General features: G+C 71.3%; 15 protein-coding genes. 13 read left to right on the top strand and 2 right to left on the bottom strand.

Going from position 1 to position 20,435, the window contains the following annotated elements; all coding sequences use genetic code 11:
- The first annotated feature begins 158 nt into the window (after nt 1–158).
- The 4 genes from guaA (at nt 159) to Plo01_RS10915 (ending at nt 5,670) form a co-directional block, all read left to right on the top strand.
- The gene (guaA, locus tag Plo01_RS10930) at nt 159–1,724 is read left to right on the top strand and encodes a glutamine-hydrolyzing GMP synthase (protein WP_203890432.1); all 1,566 of its coding nucleotides are present in this window, start codon (nt 159–161) and stop codon (nt 1,722–1,724) included.
- Nucleotides 1,725–1,822: 98 nt separating this feature from the next.
- Complete coding sequence (locus Plo01_RS10925; protein WP_203890431.1) at nt 1,823–3,022, top strand: acyltransferase family protein; 1,200 nt, start codon at nt 1,823–1,825, stop codon at nt 3,020–3,022.
- Nucleotides 3,023–3,073: 51 nt separating this feature from the next.
- Nucleotides 3,074–4,336 (top strand): acyltransferase family protein, encoded by a 1,263-nt coding sequence (locus Plo01_RS10920; RefSeq protein ID WP_203890430.1) that lies wholly within the window; start codon nt 3,074–3,076, stop codon nt 4,334–4,336.
- A 50-nt stretch (nt 4,337–4,386) separates the two neighbouring features.
- A complete protein-coding gene (locus Plo01_RS10915) occupies nt 4,387–5,670 on the top strand; it encodes an acyltransferase family protein (RefSeq protein WP_203890429.1) in 1,284 nt (427 codons plus the stop codon).
- Here Plo01_RS10915 and Plo01_RS10910 read toward each other — a convergent pair.
- Nucleotides 5,574–6,428, bottom strand: coding sequence for a polysaccharide deacetylase family protein (locus tag Plo01_RS10910; protein WP_203890428.1), 855 nt, complete (start codon nt 6,426–6,428; stop codon nt 5,574–5,576). The genes Plo01_RS10915 and Plo01_RS10910 overlap by 97 nt on opposite strands.
- 214 nt (nt 6,429–6,642) lie before the next feature.
- On the opposite strand from Plo01_RS10910, the gene Plo01_RS10905 reads away from it, so the two are divergent.
- From Plo01_RS10905 to Plo01_RS10890, 4 genes are all read left to right on the top strand, one after another.
- Complete coding sequence (locus Plo01_RS10905) at nt 6,643–9,000, top strand: hypothetical protein (RefSeq protein ID WP_203890427.1); 2,358 nt, start codon at nt 6,643–6,645, stop codon at nt 8,998–9,000.
- A 197-nt stretch (nt 9,001–9,197) separates the two neighbouring features.
- The gene (locus Plo01_RS10900; RefSeq protein ID WP_203890426.1) at nt 9,198–11,411 is read left to right on the top strand and encodes a hypothetical protein; all 2,214 of its coding nucleotides are present in this window, start codon (nt 9,198–9,200) and stop codon (nt 11,409–11,411) included.
- A 92-nt stretch (nt 11,412–11,503) separates the two neighbouring features.
- Complete coding sequence (gene rffA / locus Plo01_RS10895) at nt 11,504–12,658, top strand: dTDP-4-amino-4,6-dideoxygalactose transaminase (protein ID WP_203890425.1); 1,155 nt, start codon at nt 11,504–11,506, stop codon at nt 12,656–12,658.
- Nucleotides 12,658–13,470: a GNAT family N-acetyltransferase gene (locus Plo01_RS10890; RefSeq protein WP_203890424.1), complete on the top strand. Its 813-nt coding sequence runs from the start codon at nt 12,658–12,660 to the stop codon at nt 13,468–13,470. Before rffA ends, Plo01_RS10890 begins: the two co-directional genes overlap by 1 nt.
- Here the strand turns inward: Plo01_RS10890 and Plo01_RS10885 are convergent.
- On the bottom strand, nt 13,397–14,401 hold the full coding sequence (locus Plo01_RS10885; RefSeq protein ID WP_203890423.1) for a glycosyltransferase family 2 protein: 1,005 nt from the start codon (nt 14,399–14,401) through the stop codon (nt 13,397–13,399). The genes Plo01_RS10890 and Plo01_RS10885 overlap by 74 nt on opposite strands.
- A 101-nt stretch (nt 14,402–14,502) precedes the next feature.
- Between Plo01_RS10885 and Plo01_RS10880 the strand changes: the two genes are divergently transcribed.
- From Plo01_RS10880 to Plo01_RS10860, 5 genes are all read left to right on the top strand, one after another.
- Nucleotides 14,503–14,967, top strand: coding sequence for a GtrA family protein (locus Plo01_RS10880; RefSeq protein WP_203890422.1), 465 nt, complete (start codon nt 14,503–14,505; stop codon nt 14,965–14,967).
- A 121-nt stretch (nt 14,968–15,088) separates the two neighbouring features.
- Entirely contained in the window at nt 15,089–16,156 is a 1,068-nt protein-coding gene (locus Plo01_RS10875) for a glucose-1-phosphate thymidylyltransferase (protein ID WP_203890421.1), read from the top strand.
- The gene (rfbB, locus tag Plo01_RS10870) at nt 16,153–17,130 is read left to right on the top strand and encodes a dTDP-glucose 4,6-dehydratase (protein ID WP_203890420.1); all 978 of its coding nucleotides are present in this window, start codon (nt 16,153–16,155) and stop codon (nt 17,128–17,130) included. Before Plo01_RS10875 ends, rfbB begins: the two co-directional genes overlap by 4 nt.
- Entirely contained in the window at nt 17,100–18,668 is a 1,569-nt protein-coding gene (locus Plo01_RS10865) for a hypothetical protein (protein ID WP_203890419.1), read from the top strand. The genes rfbB and Plo01_RS10865 overlap by 31 nt, the downstream gene beginning before the upstream one ends.
- A gap of 261 nt (nt 18,669–18,929) precedes the next feature.
- Nucleotides 18,930–20,390 carry a hypothetical protein gene (locus tag Plo01_RS10860; RefSeq protein WP_203890418.1) on the top strand — a complete coding sequence of 487 codons (1,461 nt, stop codon included), beginning with the start codon at nt 18,930–18,932 and terminating at the stop codon, nt 20,388–20,390.
- The last annotated feature ends 45 nt before the right edge of the window (nt 20,391–20,435 follow it).

The following is a 20,435-nucleotide window of genomic DNA, read 5'->3' as shown; positions in this document are numbered from 1 at the left end:
CTAGGTAGAGATCCGGAGGACCGCGCGTTCAGAGACCGCGCGTTCAGAGACCGCGCGTGTCCGTCCGCGCATCCGGAGGCCGTGTGCGTCCATCCGCGCGTAACCGCTCGCGGGGCCGCCGATAGACTGGCTGCACCGCTGTGTTTCCTTTGGGGGTCTTGGTGTCAGAGTTCGACCCGTCGTTCGACACTGTCCTGGTCGTCGACTTCGGCGCGCAGTACGCGCAGCTGATCGCGCGACGGGTGCGTGAGTGCCACGTCTACTCCGAGATCGTCCCCTCGACGATGCCGGTGGCGGAGATGCTGGCCAAGAAGCCCAAGGCCATCATCCTGTCCGGCGGCCCCTCCTCCGTCTACGCCGAGGGCGCCCCGGCCGTTCCCGACGGCCTGTTCGAGACCGGCGTGCCGACCTTCGGCATCTGCTACGGCTTCCAGGCCATGGCCCAGGCGCTCGGCGGCCGGGTGGCCAAGACCGGCGTGGCCGAGTACGGCGGGACGCGCCTGGAGGTGTCCCGCGAGGGCGTGCTCTTCGCCGGGCTCCCCGCCCGGCAGTCGGTCTGGATGTCGCACGGCGACAGCGTCGCCGCCGCCCCCGAGGGCTTCGACGTCACCGCCTTCACCGCCGAGACCCCCGTCGCCGCCTTCGAGCACCCCCTCAAGGGCCTGTACGGCGTGCAGTTCCACCCCGAGGTCCTCCACTCCGAGCACGGCCAGACCGTGCTCAAGCACTTCCTCGACGCCGCGGGTTGCCGCCCCTCCTGGACGATGCTCAACATCGTCGAGGAGGCCGTGGACAAGGTCCGCGCCCAGGTCGGCCCGGAGGGCCGCGCCATCTGCGCCCTGTCCGGCGGCGTGGACTCCGCGGTCGCCGCGGCCATCGTGCAGCGCGCCATCGGCGACCGCCTGACCTGCGTTTTCGTCGACCACGGCCTGCTGCGCAAGGGTGAGGCCGAGCAGGTCGAGCGCGACTTCGTGGAGGCCACCGGCGTCAAGCTCCGCGTGGTGGACGCCCAGGAGCGCTTCCTCAAGGCGCTGGACGGGGTGACCGACCCCGAGGAGAAGCGCAAGATCATCGGCCGCGAGTTCATCCGGGTCTTCGAGGACGAGCAGCGCGCCATCATGGCCGACGGCCCGGTCGACTTCCTGGTGCAGGGCACGCTCTACCCCGACGTGGTCGAGTCCGGCGGCGGCACCGGCACCGCCAACATCAAGTCCCACCACAACGTCGGCGGCCTCCCCGAGGACCTGCGGTTCCAGCTGGTCGAGCCGTTGCGCGCGCTGTTCAAGGACGAGGTCCGCCGCGCGGGCGAGGAGCTCGGCCTGCCGGCCGCCATGGTCTGGCGCCAGCCGTTCCCCGGCCCCGGCCTCGGCATCCGCATCGTCGGCGCCGTCAACCGCGAGCGCCTGGACATCCTGCGCGAGGCCGACGCCATCGCCCGCGAGGAGCTCTCCCGGGCCGGTCTCGACCGGGAGATCTGGCAGTGCCCGGTCGTGCTGCTGGCCGACGTCCGCTCGGTGGGAGTGCAGGGCGACGGCCGCACCTACGGCCACCCCGTGGTCCTGCGCCCGGTCTCCAGCGAGGACGCCATGACGGCCGACTGGTCGCGCGTGCCGTACGACGTGCTGGCCCGCATCTCCACCCGGATCACCAACGAGGTCCGCGAGATCAACCGCGTGGTGCTCGACGTGACGAGCAAGCCCCCGGGCACCATCGAGTGGGAGTGAGACGGGGCCGCGCCGCAGCCATAGAGGTTCGGTCGGTATTCATCCGGAGACGGCTGTTCATCCGGTTTCGTGGGGTGTAGGCGGGTAAGTTAGGCCGGGTGTCAACGACCCTCGCCGCCGCCCCCTCCGTCCGCACGGCGGACGCCACCCGGCTGGCCTGGCTGGACGCCCTGCGCGGGCTCGGCGCGGTCGCGGTCCTGCTGGAGCACGCGCTCCCGTGGTTCATGCCGCAGTTGAGACCGTACTGGTTCAACCTCGGCATGTACGGCGTTCTGGTGTTCTTCCTGGTCAGCGGGTACATCATCCCGGTCTCGCTGGAGGGGAGAGGGGACGTCCGGGCCTTCTGGATCAGCCGGATCTTCCGCCTCTACCCGATCTACCTGCTGGTCGCGGCCGCGGTCCTGGTGATGGCCGTCTGGCTCCCGGTCCGCGAGCACGTGCCGCGGGACCTCGCCTCGGTCTCCGCGCACCTGACGATGCTGCTGGACGTGGTCCACCTGGGCGGCCTGGCCGACACCATGTGGACGCTCTCCTACGAGATGGTCTTCTACCTGCTGGTCACCGCGCTGTTCGTCCGCGGCCTGCACCTGCGCAGCGGGACCTTCGCCGTCGGGTTCGGGGTCGTGGCGGTCGGGGCCGGGCTGGTGCTCGCCGCGCCCGTGCTGACGGGATTCCGGCCCGCCTACGTGTCGGGCGCCGTGTTCGCCGCCGGCATGGCCTGCCTGCTCGGCGGACGGTTCCGCACGGCCGCCGCCTGCGTGCTGGGGGCGATGGCGGTGGTGCTGCTGATCTTCGGCAGCTTCGTGCCGTGGTTCGGGGCGGCGATCCTCGCGGTGATGTTCACCGGGACCGCGATCCGCCGCTGGGAGCAGGGCACGGGCACCCTCCGGCCGGTGGCCGCCGCGGCCGTGCTCGTGGCGCTGGCCCCGGTCTGGTCGATCCAGGCGAGCTGGTGGTGGGTCCAGCCCGATGTGTGGATCACCACGATGGTCCTGGCCGGGGCGACCTTCGCCGCCGCGATGGCCCTGCGCCGGCGCCGCTTCCCCCGGTTCCTGGTCTGGCTGGGGCTGATCAGCTACTCGGTCTACCTGCTGCACCACCCGCTGCTGCGGCTGACGCACGCCGTACTGGGGGACGCGCGGACCATGGGGGCGGTGGCGCAGGCCGGGCTGGTGGCGGGGTTCGTCGCGGCGGTGCTGGGGCTGAGCTGGCTCACCTACCGCTACGTCGAGCTGCCGATGCAGCGCCTGGGCAGGAGGCTGGCCCGCCGGGCGGCCCCGGTTAAAGAACCGGCATAGCGCTGGTCATCGGGCCGGACCCCGGGCGCCCGCGCTCACTAGCGTGAGGCGATGCCCACCACCGAGATCGGAACCCCCGAGGTCCCCCTTCCGCGAGACGGGGCGGGGACGTCACCCGGCCGAGGGGACCCCCGGGAGGACCGGAGGGGGGACGGCGCGCGACTGGCCTGGCTGGACGCGCTGCGCGGCGTCGCCGCCGGCATGGTGCTGGTCTCGCACACGCTCCCGTGGTTCGCCCCCGCGCTGAGCCCGTCCTGGATCGGCCTGGGCGTGTGCGGGGTTCTCATATTCTTCCTGGTGAGCGGTTACATCATCCCCGCCTCGCTGGAGCGCCGGGGGTGCGTGCGGTCCTTCTGGATCGGCAGGCTCTTCCGGCTCTACCCGCTGTACCTCCTGGCGATCGTCGTCGCCCTGGCCATGGCGCCGATCGTTCCGGTCAACCGCGGCGCCGACCCGATCGCCCACATCACCATGCTGATGACCACCGTCGGATCGGCCAGGATCGTGGATCCGATGTGGACGCTCTCCTACGAGATGATCTTCTATCTGCTGGTGACCGCCCTGTTCGTGACCGGCGCGCACCGCGGCAGCGGCCCGTTCGCGGTCGGGTTCATGGTCCTCTCGCTCGGTGTCGGGGTGACCCTGCCCAACGGCCTGCTGCCCGACTCGGCCCCGCTCGTCTCCCTGGTCGCCGTCGTGATCGGGCTGGCGTGCGTGCTGGGGGGACGTCTCCGTACGGCGGGCGCGCTCGTGCTGGGCGCGACGGCGGTCGTCCTCGTCGCCCTGGGGCCGGTGGACCCGTGGCTGGGGCCGGCCATCCTGGCGGTGATGTTCGCCGGGACCGCGATCCGCCGCTGGGAGCAGGGCCGAGCCTCCGCGATGTGGTGCGTCCTCATCGTGGTGATCATCCTGTGCGCCGCCCCCATGGTGTGCTTCCCCGCCTCCGGGTCCACGCGGCCGGCGAAGTGGATCCCCGCCGTGCTCGTCGCGGCGGCCGTCTTCGCGGTGGGCATGGCGCTCAGGCACCGGCGCGTCCCCCGTCTCCTCAGCGGGTTCGGAATGATCAGCTACTCGGTGTACCTGCTGCACTATCCGCTGCTTCTGTTGTTCGTCGAGGTCCTCGGCGCGCCGAGGCTCCTGCCGGGGCCGCTGCCGGCACTGCTGGCGGCCCTCTATCTCGCGGCGCTGCTCGGCGTGTGCGTCCTGACGTACCGCTACGTCGAGCTGCCGATGCAGCGGCTGGGCCGTTGGCTGGCGCGCGAGGCTCCCCCGGTCGAAGGACGCGAGGCTCCCCAGGTCAAAGGATCGGTATAGCTCCGGTCATCGGATCCGTGCCGATCTTCGCCCGTCAATAGCGTGGCCCCATGCTCCCACCCGAGACCCCGCCCCTCCCGCAGCGATCGGCCGGAGAACACCGCGGCGAATCGCGGATGGCCTGGTTGGACGTGCTGCGCGGGATCGCCGCCCTCGCCGTGCTGGTCTCGCACACGCTCCCCGCGCTCGTGGCCGACCTGCTGCCCCGCTGGTTCAACCTGGGAACCTCCGGGGTCATCGTGTTCTTCCTGGTGAGCGGCTACATCATCCCCGCCTCGCTGGAGCGCCGGGGATGCGTGCGGTCCTTCTGGATCGGCAGGAGCTTCCGGCTCTACCCGATCTACCTGCTGACCATCGCGCTCGTCCTGGTGATGGCGCCGGTCGTGCCGATCGTCGAGGGCGTCGACCCGCTGGCCCACCTCACCATGCTGATGTCCGTGGTGGACGACTCGCCGCGGATCGTGCCCCCCATGTGGACGCTCTCCTACGAGATGGCGTTCTACCTGCTGGTGACCGCCCTGTTCGTGCTCGGGCTGCACCGCAGGAGCGGTCTGCTCGCGGTCGGGTTCGGGCTCGCCTTCGTCCTGCTCCCGGCGGGGCTGGGCGCGGTGGTGCTGCAGGAGGTGTCACTGCTGCACGGGGTGCTGGGGGACCGGACCCCGCTGGCGGCCCTGGCGGTGGCCGCGGCCGGGCTGACGCTCGTGCTGTGGGGGCGCCTGCGCGTGGCGGGGGCGCTGATCCTGGGCGTGCTGGCCCTGGGCCTGCTCACGATGGGCGCCCCCGCCCCGCCGCGAGGGCTGATGATCCTGGCCATCATGTTCGCCGGAAGCGCGATCTACCGCTGGGAGCGCGGGCAGACCTCCGGGCTGTGGTGCGCCCTCGCCGTGGGGGCCATCATGTGCCAGGCGCACACGGTGATCCCGTCCGCGCCGTGGATGTCGTCGTTCTGGATTCCCACGGTCCTGCTGTCGGGGGGCGTCTTCGCGCTGGCGATGCTCCTGCGCCGCCTGCGCTTCCCCCGCGTCCTGGTCTGGCTCGGCCTGATCAGCTACTCGGTGTACCTGCTGCACCATCCGCTGCTGCTGCTGCTCACCGCGGTCTTCGGGGATCCGAAGGACTATCCGCTGGCATCCCAGGCGCTGCTCATCGGGCTCTACGTCGGCGTGGTGTTCGGGCTGAGCACGCTCACCTACCGCTACGTCGAGCTGCCGATGCAGCGCCTGGGGCGGCGGCTGACTCAGGTGCCGTCGGCGGGCGCCTCCACCGGCGTGTCCGCGTCCCCGGTGGGGGAGTCGGACGAGAGGTCCTTGTCCTCGGCGGCGCCCGCCGGGTAGACGTCGGCGGGCTTCAGGCTCTTCGCGCCCGGCAGCGAGGAGACGGCGACGACGTGGTAGCCCCGCTTCTTCAGCTCGGTCAGCAGCTTCGGCATCACCAGGACGGTCTGCGTGACCCAGTCGTGCATGAGGATGACGCCGTCGCGCTTGGCGTTCTTGAGGACCTCGTCGTAGATGGCCTTCTCGTTCTTGGTCGCCCAGTCGCGGGAGCCGCCGTTCCACAGGACGATCGGCATCTTCATCTCGGTCGCGGCGGTCTTGGTGTCGTCGTCCAGCAGGCCGTACGGCGGGCGGATCATCGTCGGGTACTTGCCGGTGACCTTCTTGACGATGTCCTGGGTCTTCTTGAGCTCCTCCCGGATGTTCTCCAGGGGGATCTCGGTGAACTTCGGGTGGGTGTAGCTGTGGTTGCCGATGTCGTGGCCCTCGGCGACCATCCGCTTGGCGAAGGCGGGACGCGACTTCACGTACTGGCCCTCGAGGAAGAACGTGGCCTTGGCGCCGTGCTTCTTGAGCGTGTCGAGCAGCTTGTCGGCGTACTTGCCGGGACCGTCGTCGAAGGTCAGCGCGATGCACTTCACCTTCGCGCAGTCCACCGGCTTGGGCTTGGGCTTGGGCTTCGCGGTGGCCGTCGGGGTGGCCGACGGCTTGGCGGCGCCGGCGGGGGCGGAGCGCTCGGCACCCCATGCGGCGGATGCCGCCGTCAGCAGGCTGAGCGCGCAGCCTCCGGCGAGGACGGTTCGGATGGGGAACTTCATGAGGAGGGCTCCGCGCGATGCTGGTGAGGCTGTTGGGACAAAAAAAGTATCCTAAAGGGTCGTTTGTCCCTAGGGGCGGAATCAGTGCATCTGACAACGGACGCCCAGGTTTCCTTGAGCCGGCGTTCAGGAACGGCAAGGAACCGGCAAAGGGCGGGGCAAGCGTGAACATGCCCGCCGTGGCCCCGGCGGCCGTCTCACCAAACTGGCCCGCATGGACACAGCCCTGCCCATCGACGGCCCAGCCTCCAGCCCCGCCCGGAGGACGGGAGATCCGCAGGACGGGATCCCGTACGGCGAGGGGCCCGGCGGGGACGCCTCCCCGGCCGGCCGGGAGTCCCGCGGCCGGCCGGCGGCGAGGTGGCTCCCGGCGGCCTCCGCCCTCGTCCTCACCGGGGTCGTGCTGCGCCTCTACGGCGTCTCCGTCACGGACACGGCATGGTTCGCGGGCTACCTCCTGCTGGGACTGACGCTTCCGGGCGTGCTCGTCCTGCGCGCGCTGCACGACGGACGGAGATCCCTGCCCGAGGAGATCGCCCTCGGCGTGGCGCTGGGGTACGCGGTCGAGGTGGTCGTCTACATCGGCGCCCGTGCGGTGGGGGCGCCGCTGCTGGTGGTGGCCTGGCCGGTCGTGGTGTACGCCCTGTTCTGCGCGGTGCCGGGGCTCCGGAGACACTGGCGGGGGGCGGCCTCCCGGCCGAAGGCGCCGGTGTGGTGGTCGTGGACCGTCGTGGCGGTCTTCGCCTACCTCCTCGTCCTGGGAGCGCTGACGTTCTTCCGGTCGTACGACATCACCCGGCCGGGGATCTGGGCGGGCGCCTCCGACATGCTGTACCACCTGGCGCTGACCGGGGAGCTCAAGCACCACATGCCGCCCACGGTGCCCATGGTGTCGGGCGAGCCGCTGCTCTACCACTGGTTCGTCTACGCGCATCTGGCGGCGTCGAGCTGGGTGACCGGCATCGAGCCGATGGTGCTGCTGCTGCGTCTGGGCACCCTGCCGATGCTGGCCGGGCTGCTGGTCCTGGTGGGGGTGACCGGCAAGCGGGTCACCGGCTCCTGGGCAGGCGGAGCGCTGTCCGTCGCGGCCATGCTCTTCCTCAAGCCGCCGAACCTCTACCAGGGCCCGAACTGGGTCTTCACCTACGGCGGGCTCCAGGACACCGCCTGGACCAGCCCCACCCAGACGTTCGGGACGCTGCTGTTCGCGCCGGTGGTGCTCCTCCTGCTCGACCTGCTCGACCGCCGGCGGCACGGGCCCGGCCGGTGGATCCTGCTCGGGGTCTTCCTGGTCGCGGTCATGGGCGCCAAGGCCATCTACCTGCCCCTGCTCGCCGCCGGTCTGGTGGCGGCGATCGCGGTCGAGGCGGTCAGGAGGCGCCGGGTGACCTGGCCGGCTCCGGCCGCGCTCGCGATGACGGCGGTGTGCTTCGCCTTCTCGCACGTCGTGCTCTTCGGCGGCGCCCGGCTCGGCATGGACTTCGCCCCCCTCTCCCTGATGCGCTGGGCCTGGGCGAAGCTGGTCGACCCGGCCAGCTTCGCCGTGCCCTCCTCGGGGCCGGTGCTCGCCCTCGCGGTGCTGTACCTGCTGTGCTGGGCCATCGGCTGGTCGGGCGCCTTCGGACTGCTGAGCCGGAGAGGGGTGGTCCTGCAGCCCGGGGTGCTCCTGCTGGCGGGCATCGGCGCCGGCGGGCTCGGGGTCGCGCTCGCGTTCGATCATCCCGGGCTGAGCCAGCTCTTCTTCCTCATGGGGGCCCTGCCGTACCTGGGGATCCTGGCGGTCTACGGGCTCCTGATCCTCCTGCGGGAGACCAGGGCGCCGGCCGTGGCGGTGGCGCTCGCGGTCGCCGCCGGGACGGCGGCCGCCTTCGCGATCCCCGCGCTCGGCGGCGTCACGGTCCCGGTGGATCCGGGGCGGCCGGTCGCCGTGCTGTTCCAGCCGTACGCCGTCCTGCTGGCCGGCGCCGCGCTGGCGGTCGCCGTCCTGGCGGCGACGGCGGGCGTCCGCCGCGCCTGCGCCCTCGCGGTCGTCGCGCTGATGGCGCTGAGCGTGCCCGGCAACCTGCACGAGCGCCTCACCCTGCTGGCGGAGCGCGTGGAGAAGGGCGGCCTCCACCAGGGGCCCAAGCCGGCGAGCGCCCAGGTCATGCCGCCGGACGCGCTGACCGTGCTGAGGTGGTTGCGCGCCCGTTCCCGGCCGGGGGACCTGGTCGCCACGAACGTCCACTGCCAGTGGCGGCTCCCGGCGCCGTGCGACCACAAGCGTTTCTGGGTGTCCGCGTTCACCGAACGACGCGTCCTGCTCGAGGGGTGGGCGTACACGGAGGCGAACCTGAAGCAGTGGCGTTCGGGGGAGTCGAACAGGCACGAGTTCTGGGACCGGGAGCGGTTCGCCGCGAACATGGCGGCCTTCGCCACGCCCTCGTCCGCCGCGGTCCGGCGTCTGGGGGAGCGCTACGGCGTGCGCTGGCTCTTCGTCGACGAGCGCCGCATGCCGCAGGGAACGAGCATGGACGGCTCCGCGCGATTCCGGTTCGGAACGGGCCACTACGCCCTTTACTCGGTTGACTGAATAAAGGGACGGCAAACCCGGATCCAAAGGTTTCCATCCGGCTGACCCGCGTTTTCTCCGCCGCCATGCTTGCCGCCATGAGAACAGCATCCCCCGCCGGCGGACCAGCGGATTCGGCCGAATCCGCGGGATATTCCGGGACGAACAGGAATGAACCATTCGGAGAGGGTTCCGAGTCGCAGGCGGAAAGCCGCTGGATGCGGATGTGGCGCTGGCTCCCGGCGGCCTCCCTGACCGCTTTCGCCGTCACCGCGCTGGCTCTCTACCAGGTTCCCCTGCTCGACATCGCCGTCTTCACCGCCTATCTGGTCCTGGGAGTGGCGCTCCCGGGAACGCTCGTCATCCGGGCGGTACGGGGCGGCGGGATGTCCCTGCCCGAGGAGATCGCCCTCGGCGTGGCGCTGGGGTACGCGGTCGAGGTGGCCGTCTACATCGGCGCCCGTGCGGTGGGGGCGCCGCTGCTGGTGGTGGCCTGGCCGGTCGTGGTGTACGCCCTGTTCTGCGCGGTGCCGGGGCTCCGGAGGCACTGGCGGGGGGCGGCCTCCCGGCCGAAGGCGCCGGTGTGGTGGTCGTGGACCGTCGTGCTCGTCGCGGTCTACCTGATCGCCTGGACCATGGCGACCTTCTTCCAGCAGTACGACGTCACCCAGCCGGCCCGCTGGGCGTCCGCGGTCGACATGCTGTACCACGTGGCGCTGACCGGGGAGCTCAAGCACCACATGCCGCCCACGGTGCCCATGGTGTCGGGCGAGCCGCTGCTCTACCACTGGTTCGTCTACGCGCATCTGGCGGCGTCGAGCTGGGTGACCGGCATCGAGCCGTACCTGCTGCTGTTCCGCCTGGCGATGACGCCGATGCTGATCGCGCTGCTGGTCCTGGTGGGGGTGACCGGCAAGCGGGTCACCGGCTCCTGGGCCGGCGGGGCGCTGGGCGTCGCGGCCATGATCCTGCTGAAGGCCCCCAACCTGTACCAGGGCGAGAACTGGGCGTTCACCTACGGGGGAGTCCAGGACGTCACCTGGGGCAGTCCCACCCAGACGTTCGGCGCGCTGATGTTCGCGCCGGTGGTGATCGTCCTGCTCGACCTGCTCGACCGCCGGCGGAACGGGCTCGGCCAGTGGATCCTGCTCGGGGTCTTCCTGGTCGCGGTCATGGGCGCCAAGGCGGTCTACATGCCCATGGTCGGCCTGGGGCTGATCGCGGCGGTCGTCGGGCAGGCGCTCCGCGGCCGGGGGATCGCGCCGGTCCGGCCCGCGCTGCTGGCGCTCGGGCTGACCGGGGCCTGCTTCCTCTTCTCCCAGCTGGTGCTGTTCAGCGGGGCGAAGCTGGGCATGGCGGTCGACCCCTTCAACCTCATGCGCATCGCCTGGACGAAACTGACCGGGCTCAAGACCGAGGTCGAGCAGTCCTCCATGCTCGGCCTGGCCGGGCTGTACCTGCTGTGCTGGGCACTGGCGTGGTCGGGGGTCCTCGGGCTGCTGAGCCGCCGCCGGCTGCTCCTGAGCCCCGGGGTGCTCCTGCTGGCGGGCATCGGCGCCGGCGGGCTCGGCGCGGCGCTCACCTTCGGCCATCCCGGGCTGAGCCAGCTCTTCTTCCTCATGGGGGCCCTGCCGTACCTGGCGATCCTCGCGGTCTACGGGCTCATGGTCGTCGTACGGCACGCCCGCCTGTCGCGCGGGACCGTCGTGGCCGCGGCGGGCTGCGGGGTGCTCGCGGCCTTCCTCCTGCCGCTGCTGTGCGGCGTCGCGATCCCGCTGCCGCCCGGCACGGACCCCTCCGTGCTGTACTGGCCGTACTTCGTCCTGACGGCCGTCGCCGTGCCGGCGGGGATCGTCCTGATGCTCAGGATGGGGGTTCTCCGCGCCGGCGCCGTCATGATCGTCGTGTTCACCGCGCTCAGCCTGCCCGGGAACGTCCGTGACCGCCTGGTCTACCAGGAGGTCAGGATCAAGAGCACCCTGGCGGTCCCGCAGGGCGCGCTGGACGTCATGCGGTGGGTGCGCGCGAACTCCCGCCCGGACGACCTGGTCGCCACGAACATGCACTGCAAGTGGGGTTCGCAGGACCGGTGCGAGATCTCCCGGTTCTGGGTGGCGGCGTTCGGCGAGCGGCGCGTGCTCCTGGAGGGGTGGGCCTACACCCCGAAGAACCTGAGGAACTGGAAGCCGGGGGATTCGTTCAAGTTCGAGTTCTGGGACAGGAAGCGTTTCACCGCCAACCGGAACGCCTTCTACGCGCCGTCGCAGGCCACCGTGGGGCGGCTGCGGGACCGTTACGGGGTGAAATGGCTGATCGTCGACGAGAGCCGGATGCGGCGGGTTTCCGAGATGTGGCGTCACGCGAAGTTCAGGTTCGGATCGCAGGGCTATTCCGTCTACGAGGTGATGGAACGCGGAGAGCCGATCACGTGAATCGCGGAGCGTGCCGGCGGCGCGCGTAATGATAGGACAAAGAAAAGCGGATCGAACCTGCGGGGGCGGTGCCCCCGCAGTTCAATCCGCATATGACTGAGAACAAACTGGCGACGATTCCATTCAATCGTCCCCATGTTTCGCAGAACGAACTCGAGTATGTGGCCGAGGCCGTTCGGCGGGGCTCCACGGCGGGGGACGGCCCGTTCACCGGCAGGAGCAACACGCTCCTGGAGAACATGGTCGGCGCGGAGAAGGCGCTGCTGACCACGTCGTGCACGCACGCCCTGGAGATGGCGGCCCTCCTCCTCGACCTCCGGCCCGGGGATGAGGTGATCATGCCCTCGTTCACCTTCGTCTCGACGGCGAACGCCTTCGCCCTGCGCGGCGCGGTGCCGGTGTTCGCGGACTGCAGGCCCGACACCCTCAACATCGACGAGAGGCTGATCGAGGCCGAGATCACCCCGCGGACCAGGGCGATCGTGGTCGTCCACTACGCGGGCGTCGCCTGCCAGATGGACGAGATCGGCGCGATCGCGCGGCGGCACGGGCTCGCCCTCGTCGAGGACAACGCCCACGGGCTGGGCGGCTCCTACCGGGACCGGCCGCTGGGCTCCTTCGGGAGCATGGCGACGCAGAGCTTCCACGTGACGAAGAACGTGCAGTGCGGCGAGGGCGGCGCGCTGCTGCTGAACGACGCCGCCCTCGTCGCCCGCGCCGAGGTGATCCGCGAGAAGGGCACCAACCGGAGCCAGTTCTTCCGGGGACAGGTCGACAAGTACCGGTGGGTCGACATCGGATCGAGCTATCTGCCCTCCGACGTCCTCGCCGCGCAGCTGACCGCGCAGCTGGAGTCCTTCGACGGGATCCAGTCCCGCCGCCAGGCCGTCTGGCACGCCTACCACGCGGAACTGGCGGACTGGGCGGCCGACAACGAGGTCGCGCAGCCCGTCGTGCCCGGGGACCGGGTCCATCCCGCCCACCTCTACTACCTGCTCCTGCCCGATCTGGAGAACCGGCAGGCCCTGATCGCCCATCTCGCGGAGCGGGGCGTGCAGGCGGCCTTCCACTACCAGCCGCTGCACGCCTCGCCCGCCGGGGAGCGGTACGGCCGCCCGGCGTCGGGCGGGTGCCCGGTCACGGAGCGGGTCGCGGACCGGCTGGTGCGCCTGCCGCTCTTCGCGGACCTCGACGAGACGGACGTGTCCCGCGTGGTCGACGCCGTCCTGTCCTACGAGGTGGCCTGATGGGGACGCCCGCCCTGACGCCCGCCCCGGCGCGGGCCGAGGGGTCCCCGCTGGAGTCGGCGAAGTTCGGCCTCTCCGTGGAACGGCTGACGGTCGGGCAGGACGGGCCGCTCCCGGAGGTCCGGGAGGTCCGGGAGGCCGTCCTCGCCTCGGCCGCCGACGTCGTCATCGTGAGATACCCGGCCGAGTGCGTCGACTGGTTCGCGCGGCTGTCGTTCGAGGACCGGACCCCGTTGTTCGCGGGCTCCCTGATGTACTGGCGCCTGCCCGCGGGCCGGGGCCGCCGGCCCGGACCGGCCGACGGGTACCGCACGGGGGAGCTGAGGGACCCCGCGGCGGCGTCCGCGCTGGTCGCGGAGATCTTCGCGGACTACGGGAACCACTACGCGGCCAACCCGCTCTTCGACCGGATGAGCGCCCTGGAGGGCTACCGGGAGTGGGCGGCCGCCACCGCCGCCGAGGGGCGGTGCCTGGGCCTGTGGGGGCCGGGGTCACCGGGGGCCGGCGCGGAGCTCCTCGGGCTGGCCACGGTGGACGACGGGGACCGGACGGAGATCCTGCTCGCCGGCGTCGTCCCGGCCGCACAGGGCCGCGGCCTGTACACGCACCTGCTGGGCGCGGTGGAGGAGCGGGCGCTCGGCCGGGGCTCGGCGGAGGTGGTCATCTCCACCCAGGAGCACAACACGCGCGTGCAGAGGGCGTGGACGCGTTACGGCTTCCAGCCCTCCCACGCGGTGGTCACTGTTCATGCGGTCCGGAACCGACTGATGTGTACAGAAGATCGTCGGCGCTCTGCGGGGCGGGAAGACTGACCGGGGCGGACAGTTCGGTGCGCTCGCGGACCACGTAGGTCGGCCGCCCCAGTCCTCCGCCGTGGATGCGGCCGATGTACTCGCCGAGGACGCCGATGGAGATCAGCTGGGCGGAGGAGAAGATCGCGACCATCGACGCGACCGTGGTGAACCCGGCCACGGTCGTGTCGCCCGTGGCGAAGCGCCACAGGACCACGCCCCCCAGGACCAGGCCGATGGCGCCGGTGACGAACCCGAGGTAGCTCGCGATCCGCAGCGGGGCGGTGCTGTAGCCCAGGAGCATGTTCGCCGTGTGCCGCACCAGCGTGCGGAGGGTGTAGTTGGACCCTCCGTGCTCGCGTTCGTTCATGTGCACCCTGACCGCGCCGACCTTCGTGGTGCTCCATGAGAGGGCGACGTCGACGGAGGCGTGCGGGCCGGAGAGCTCCCGGAACCCGTCGCGCAGGCAGGTCCGGAACGCGCGGAACGCGCTGATCTTCTGCGCGTTGCGGATGCCCAGCACGCAGGACATCCCGGTTTTCACCGTCCGGGAGGCCAGGCTCCGGACGAACCCGTGCTCCTCCTCGTGCGGGAGGCCGTACACCAGGTCCAGGCGGTCGCCTTCGAGCGCGCTCAGCAGGAGCGGGATCTGCTCCGGAGGGTGCTGCAGGTCGTCGTCCATGGTGACGACCACGTCGAACCGCGCCTCCCTGATGCCGGCGACCAGGGCGTTGTGCTGGCCGTAGTTGCGGGAGAGGCGGATCGCGCGGACCGCGCCGACCTGGCGGGCCAGCGCGGCCGCGACCTCCCAGGTGTCGTCGGGGCTTCCGTCGACCACGAGGATCACCTCGTGCGGGACGGACATGTCGCGCAGCACCGAGACGAGCCTGGCCGTCAGGGCCGGAAGGGTTCTCCCCGAGCGGTAGCACGGGATGACCACTGAAATCGACACTCTATTCTCCCGCTTATTGGTTTTGAATCTCCGGGATCCATGTACGATCCTGCAGACTCCACTCGACGACCATTTAGATCTCTGCTGGAGGTGTCACCAGAATGACCGAAGTAGAGGTGCGGACCGCTTCTCGGGGCGACTCGGGTATCCGGAGGCGCACGCCGGTATCGGTCCTTCATGACCAGCGCATCACATACTTGATAGGAGGGGGCCTTACAGCCCTGGTCTATTTGGGTCTCCTTGCCCTCGCATTGCCAATCCTTGAAGATTCGGTCCCGTATCTTCTCGTGGTCGCGACCTGCCATTTCGCCACGGTGCTGATTGTCTATCCGTGGTACCGCCTGGCGGTTTTCCGCGTCACCTGCGGGTCGTGGATCGAGGGCTACGCGCGGTTCTACGTGGTCTGCCTGGGCTTTCTCGCGGCATCCATGGTCGGTTTGCCGCTTCTGGTGGGAATTTTCGACATCCCGGTGGTATTCGCGCAGTTCTGCATCATGGCGGGCGGCGCCTTCCTGAGTTACGCGATCAACAGGTCGTGGACGTTCCGGAACCGCGCCAGCGTCTAGTGTTGGTAATGCGCCGGTGGGCGATCCGCAAACACGCGGGCCCGTCGCTTGCCTCCCGCTCAGAATCTGAACGGTCGGGCGGTCCCAACGCGACCGCGTAACTGAGCAGAGGGGACCGAGCTTGAAAGCACTCGTCCTGGCGGGCGGCAAAGGCACGAGATTGCGGCCGTTGACCCACACGTCCGCCAAGCAACTGGTCCCCGTCGCCAACAAACCGGTGCTCTACTACGGGCTCGAGGCGATACGCGACGCCGGGATCACCGAAGTCGGCATCATCACCGGCGACACCGGCGCCGAGGTGCGCGAGGCCGTGGGAGACGGCTCCCGCTTCGGCCTCGAGGTCACCTACATTCCGCAGGAGGCCCCGCTCGGGCTCGCGCACTGCGTCCTGATCGCCCAGGAGTTCCTCGGCGACGAGCCGTTCGTCATGTACCTCGGCGACAACTTCCTGGTCGGCGGGATCTCCGACCTCGTCGGCGCGTTCCGCCGGGGCGGCTACGACGCCCAGGTCCTGCTGACCAGGGTCAGCGAACCCCAGTTCTACGGGGTCGCCGAGCTCGGCCCCGCCGGGGAGATCATCGGACTCCAGGAGAAGCCGGCCTTCCCGCGCAGCGACATGGCCGTCGTCGGGGTCTACTCCTTCTCTCCCGCCATCCACGAGGCGGTCCGGGCGATCACCCCGTCCGCCCGCGGCGAGCTGGAGATCACCGACGCGATCCAGTGGCTGATCGACAACGGCCGCGCCGTCCACTCGCACCTGGTGACGGGGTACTGGAAGGACACCGGCCGGCTGCAGGATCTGCTGGAGTGCAACCGCATGATCCTGGAGACCGTCGAGCCCGACAACCGGGGCACGGTCGACGGGCTGAGCGAGATCACCGGCAGGGTCGTCATCGAGCCCGGAGCCGTCGTGGAGAACTCCGTCCTGCGCGGACCCATCGTGGTGGGAGCCGACGCGAAGATCCAGTCCTCCTACGTCGGGCCCTTCACCACGATCGGGCCGCGCTGCGTCGTGCAGGACACCGAGGTCGAGTACTCGATCGTGCTCGACGACTCCTCCATCCACGGGGTCTCCCGGCTGGCCCACTCCCTCATCGGCCGCAACGTCGAGGTGAGCCGAGCGGAGGGCACCCCCAACACGTACGGCCTCATGGTGGGCGACCACAGCAGAATCCAGGTGCGCGCATGAGAATCCTCATCACCGGCGGAGCCGGGTTCATCGGCTCCCACTACACGCGATCCCTGCTGCGGGGCGCCTACCCGGGGTTCGAGGACGCCCGGGTGACGGTCCTCGACAAGCTCACCTACGCCGGGAACCTCGCCAACCTCGCCCCCGTGGCCGATCACCGCAACTACCGCTTCGTCCGCGGGGACATCGCCGACGAGCACCTGCTCGCCGAGGTCGTCCCCGGTCACGACGTGATCGTGAACTTCGCGGCGGAGTCCCACGTCGACCGGTCCATCGCCGACGCGGGCGACTTCACCACGACCAACGTCCTGGGCACCCAGCGGCTGCTGCAGGCGGCGCTGGAGGGCGGGGTCGGCACGTTCGTGCAGATCTCCACCGACGAGGTGTACGGCTCCATCGCGGAGGGCTCCTGGTCCGAGTCGCGGCCCCTGCTGCCGAACTCGCCCTACTCGGCGGCCAAGGCCTCCGGCGACCTGTTCTGCCGCGCGTACGCCAGGACCCACGGCCTCGACGTCCGCGTCACCCGCTGTTCCAACAACTACGGCCCGCACCAGTATCCCGAGAAGGTCATCCCGCTGTTCGTCACCAACCTGATCGACGGGCGGCGGGTCCCCCTCTACGGCGTCGGGCGGAACGTCCGCGAATGGCTGCACGTCGACGACCACTGCCGGGGCATCCAGCTCGTGCTGGAGAAGGGGTCCCCCGGTGAGATCTACAACATCGGCGGAGGCGTCGAGCTGACCAACCTGGAGCTCACGGAGCGGCTGCTGGCCGCCTTCGGCGCGGGATGGGACATGGTCGTGCGCGTCCCCGACCGGCTGGGCCACGACCTGCGCTACTCCGTGGACAGCGGCAAGATCCGGGCGATCGGCTACGAACCCCGGGTGGACTTCGGCGAAGGGCTGGCCGAGACCGTGGCGTGGTACCGGGAGCACGAGGACTGGTGGCGCCCGCTGAAGGCGGCCGCCCGGTGACCACCCGCGCGCCGGGCCGTACCCCGTGGACCACCCCGGTCTTCCTGCTGGCGGTCGTCTCCCTGTGCTACGCCGTGGCCCAGTTCTCCCTGGTCACGACGGCGTTCGGGATCGAATGGGACGAGGCGGTGTACATCAGCCAGTTCTCCGGGAACGGGGCGCCCATCGCGTTCCACGCCTCCCGCGGCTGGGGAACGCCGCTCGTGGTCGCCCCCGTGGTCATGTTCACGGACTCGATCGCGGTCCTGCGCGCGTATCTGATGGTCCTGTCGGCGCTGCTGCTGTTCGGCGCCTTCCGGATCTGGCTCCCGGTGCGGCCGGGGCGCACCGTCCCGCTGGCCGCGGCGATCTTCGCCGCCTGCTGGCCGGCGGTGCTCTACGGCGGCGAGGCCATGCCGAACATCTTCACGGCGCTCGGGGCCGTCGCGCTCACCGGCCTGGTCGTGCGGGCGGCCGCCCCGGCCGCCTCCCGCGGCCGGGGGCTCCTCGCCGCGACGGCCGGTCTCGTGGTCCTCGTCGCGCTGTTCCGCCCCACCGACACGACGGTCATCGTCCTGGCCCTGGCGGCCGCGGTCGTCCTCACCCCGCGCGCGGCGGCCCGGCGCGACTCCCTCGCGGTGATCGCCGCCCTGGGCGCGGGGCTGGCGGTCGCGTGGGGCCTGTGGATCGTGGACGCGGTCCGCCGGTACGGAGGCGCCGCCGAGCGCATGGAGCTGGCGACCGAGTACTTCGGGCCCTACCGGTGGCTCGCCGGGCACTACCTGCGGGCGCTGGACGGGCCGGTGGTCTGCTCGACGCTGGACGGCTGCGGCCCCGTCACCGCCGGGGCGGCCGCCTGGGCGGCGGGGTTCCTGCTGCTCGCGGCGGCTGGCTCGGCGCTGCTGTGGAGGCGGGGACTCCGGCTGGCGGCCACCGCCTCCGCGGCCGTCGCGGCGTGCGCCGCCGGCGCCTACCTGTACCACCCGCTCCTGCCGCACCCGCGTTACCTGCTGCCCACCTACGGGCTCCTGGCGATCGCCGCGGCGGAGGGCGTCGTCCTGCTGGCCGCCGCCCTGCGGCGCCGGGCCCGGGCCGGGTGCGCACTGGCGTTCTGCGCCCTGCTCGCGGCCGGGCACCTGTTCCCGCAGGCCGGCTACCTGATCGACAACGTCGGGCGGCTCGCGCCCGGACGCGCCCGGGACGTGGCCGTGGCGGCCGACGTCAAGGAGATCGGCTACCGCCGCCCCTGCCTGGTGTACGGCTGGCACGCCCCGCAGATCGGCCACCACCTGGGGTGCGAGGCGGCCGGCACGTCCGGCGGCCGGCCGCTGCCCGCCACCCCGGCGCACGTGCCCGCCAGGGCGGCGAGCGGCTACTCGGTCATCGTCGTCTACCGGGGCGACGCGGACAGGAACGCCCCCGACCTGGCCTCCTGGCCGAGGCACCGGCTGCCCTCCAGCGGCTGGTACGCCCGGATGCACGACGGCCGGACCGGCCCGGGCGTCCCGCCGGACCTCGCGCGGCGCGAATCCGGCCTCCCCGGCCTCCCCGGCCTCTGACGGCGGGCCCGCCCGCTTCCCGCGCGGCGCCCGTCCGGCGCCCGGTTCCCGCCCGGCGCCCGGTTCCCGCCCGCGCGGTGCCCAGTTCAGTGATTTCCGACCACCGGATCATCCTTTGGAAGACTCATGCGATGTGACGTGATCTCGAATCCGGATCGTGACGGGCGCGCGGCGCGCGGCCGGCCGGCCGGCGGAGCAGGCGCCGGTCCGGCGCGCCCGGAGGATCGTCCCCGGTCCGGCCCCGGCATCCTGCTGGCGTTCGTGGCGCTCTCCTACGCCGCCGTCCAGCTCCTCTTCCTCACCTCGGGCAGCGGCCTGGGATACGACGAGGCCGTGTACGCCACCCAGTTCTCCGCCAACGGGGCATCGGTCGGGTTCCACGAGTCCCGCGGGTGGGGAACCTCGCTGCTCGTCGCGCCGGTGGTCATGGCCACCGACTCGGTCGTGGCCCTGCGGGTGTACCTGGCGGTGGTATCCGCCCTGCTGCTGTTCGGCGCCTTCCGGAGCTGGCTGCCGGTGCGGCCCGGATACACGGTCCCGCTGGCCGCGGCGGTCTTCGCCAGCTGCTGGACGACGCTCTTCTACGGCAACCAGGTCATGCCCAACCTGTACACCGCGCTCGGCACCGTGGCATTGACCGGACTGGTGCTGCGCGCCCTGACGCCGGGCGACGCCTCCCGGCGGGGCGTCCTGGTCGCGGTGGCGGTCGTCGCGGCCGTCCTGCCGCTGTTCCGCCCGACGGACGCCCTGGTCGTCTTCGCGATCACGGCGGGGGTCGCCGCGGCCGCGGCGACGTCCCGGAGACGGCGCCGACCCGCCCTGCTCGCGCTGATCTCGCTGGCGGCCGGCGCCGTCGTGGGTTTCGGGCAGTGGGTCGTGGAAGCGGTGGTGCGGCACGGGGGAGTCGCGCGACGGCTCAGCGAGGCGACCGAGAACTTCGGGACCAACCAGTGGCTGATCGAGCACCACGTGCGGGCCCTCGACGGGCCGACGGTCTGTTCGAGCCTGGACAGGTGCGGCCCCGTCACCCCGGCGGGGGCGGCATGGCTGGCGGCGGCCGCGCTGCTGGCGGCGGCCGGCGTCCTGGCGGCGGGGAGACGGGGCGACCGGATCGCGGCGCTGCTTCCCGTCGCCGTCGGCGCGGGCGTCGCCGGAGCCTATCTCTACTACCCCGGCCTCACGGCGCCGCGCTATCTGCTGCCTGTCTACGGGCTGTGGGCGATCCTCGCCGCGGACGGGCTCATGGTCCTGGGGGCGGCGCTGCGGCGGCGGACGGGGGTCGGGTGCGCGGCGGCGTTCTGCGCGCTGGTCGCCGTCGGGCACGTGTACGCGCAGGGCTTTCCGGTGGCGGCCAACTTCGCCTCGGCGGAACTGTCCCGCGCCGACACGACCCTGGTCGCGGAGGGCCTGAAGGACATCGGTTACCGGCGTCCCTGCCTGGTGTACGGCTGGAACACCGCCCAGATCTCCTACCACCTGGGCTGCAAGGCGATGAGCGCGCACGGCGGGAACCTGCGCACGGTCGCGTCCGCCTACCACCTGGGGCAGCAGGCGGCGATCAGATCCACGATCATGGTGGTCTTCTGGGAAAACGCCGATAGGGATGTCGCCCACCTGGCAGAATGGCGGAAATACCGGCTCCCCGTCCGCGGCTGGCACGCCCGTGTGAAACACACCGGAGAAAGCGCGGATTCGCCGATCAGGCTGACCGCTCCGGATTGACTCCCCCGTTCCGCATATCGCGATAAGCCGATGGCGGGCCCGCGG

It is taken from the genome of Planobispora longispora, from assembly GCF_016863135.1.
Lineage (GTDB): Bacteria > Actinomycetota > Actinomycetes > Streptosporangiales > Streptosporangiaceae > Planobispora > Planobispora longispora.
This window is presented reverse-complemented; position numbering and strand designations above follow the sequence as displayed.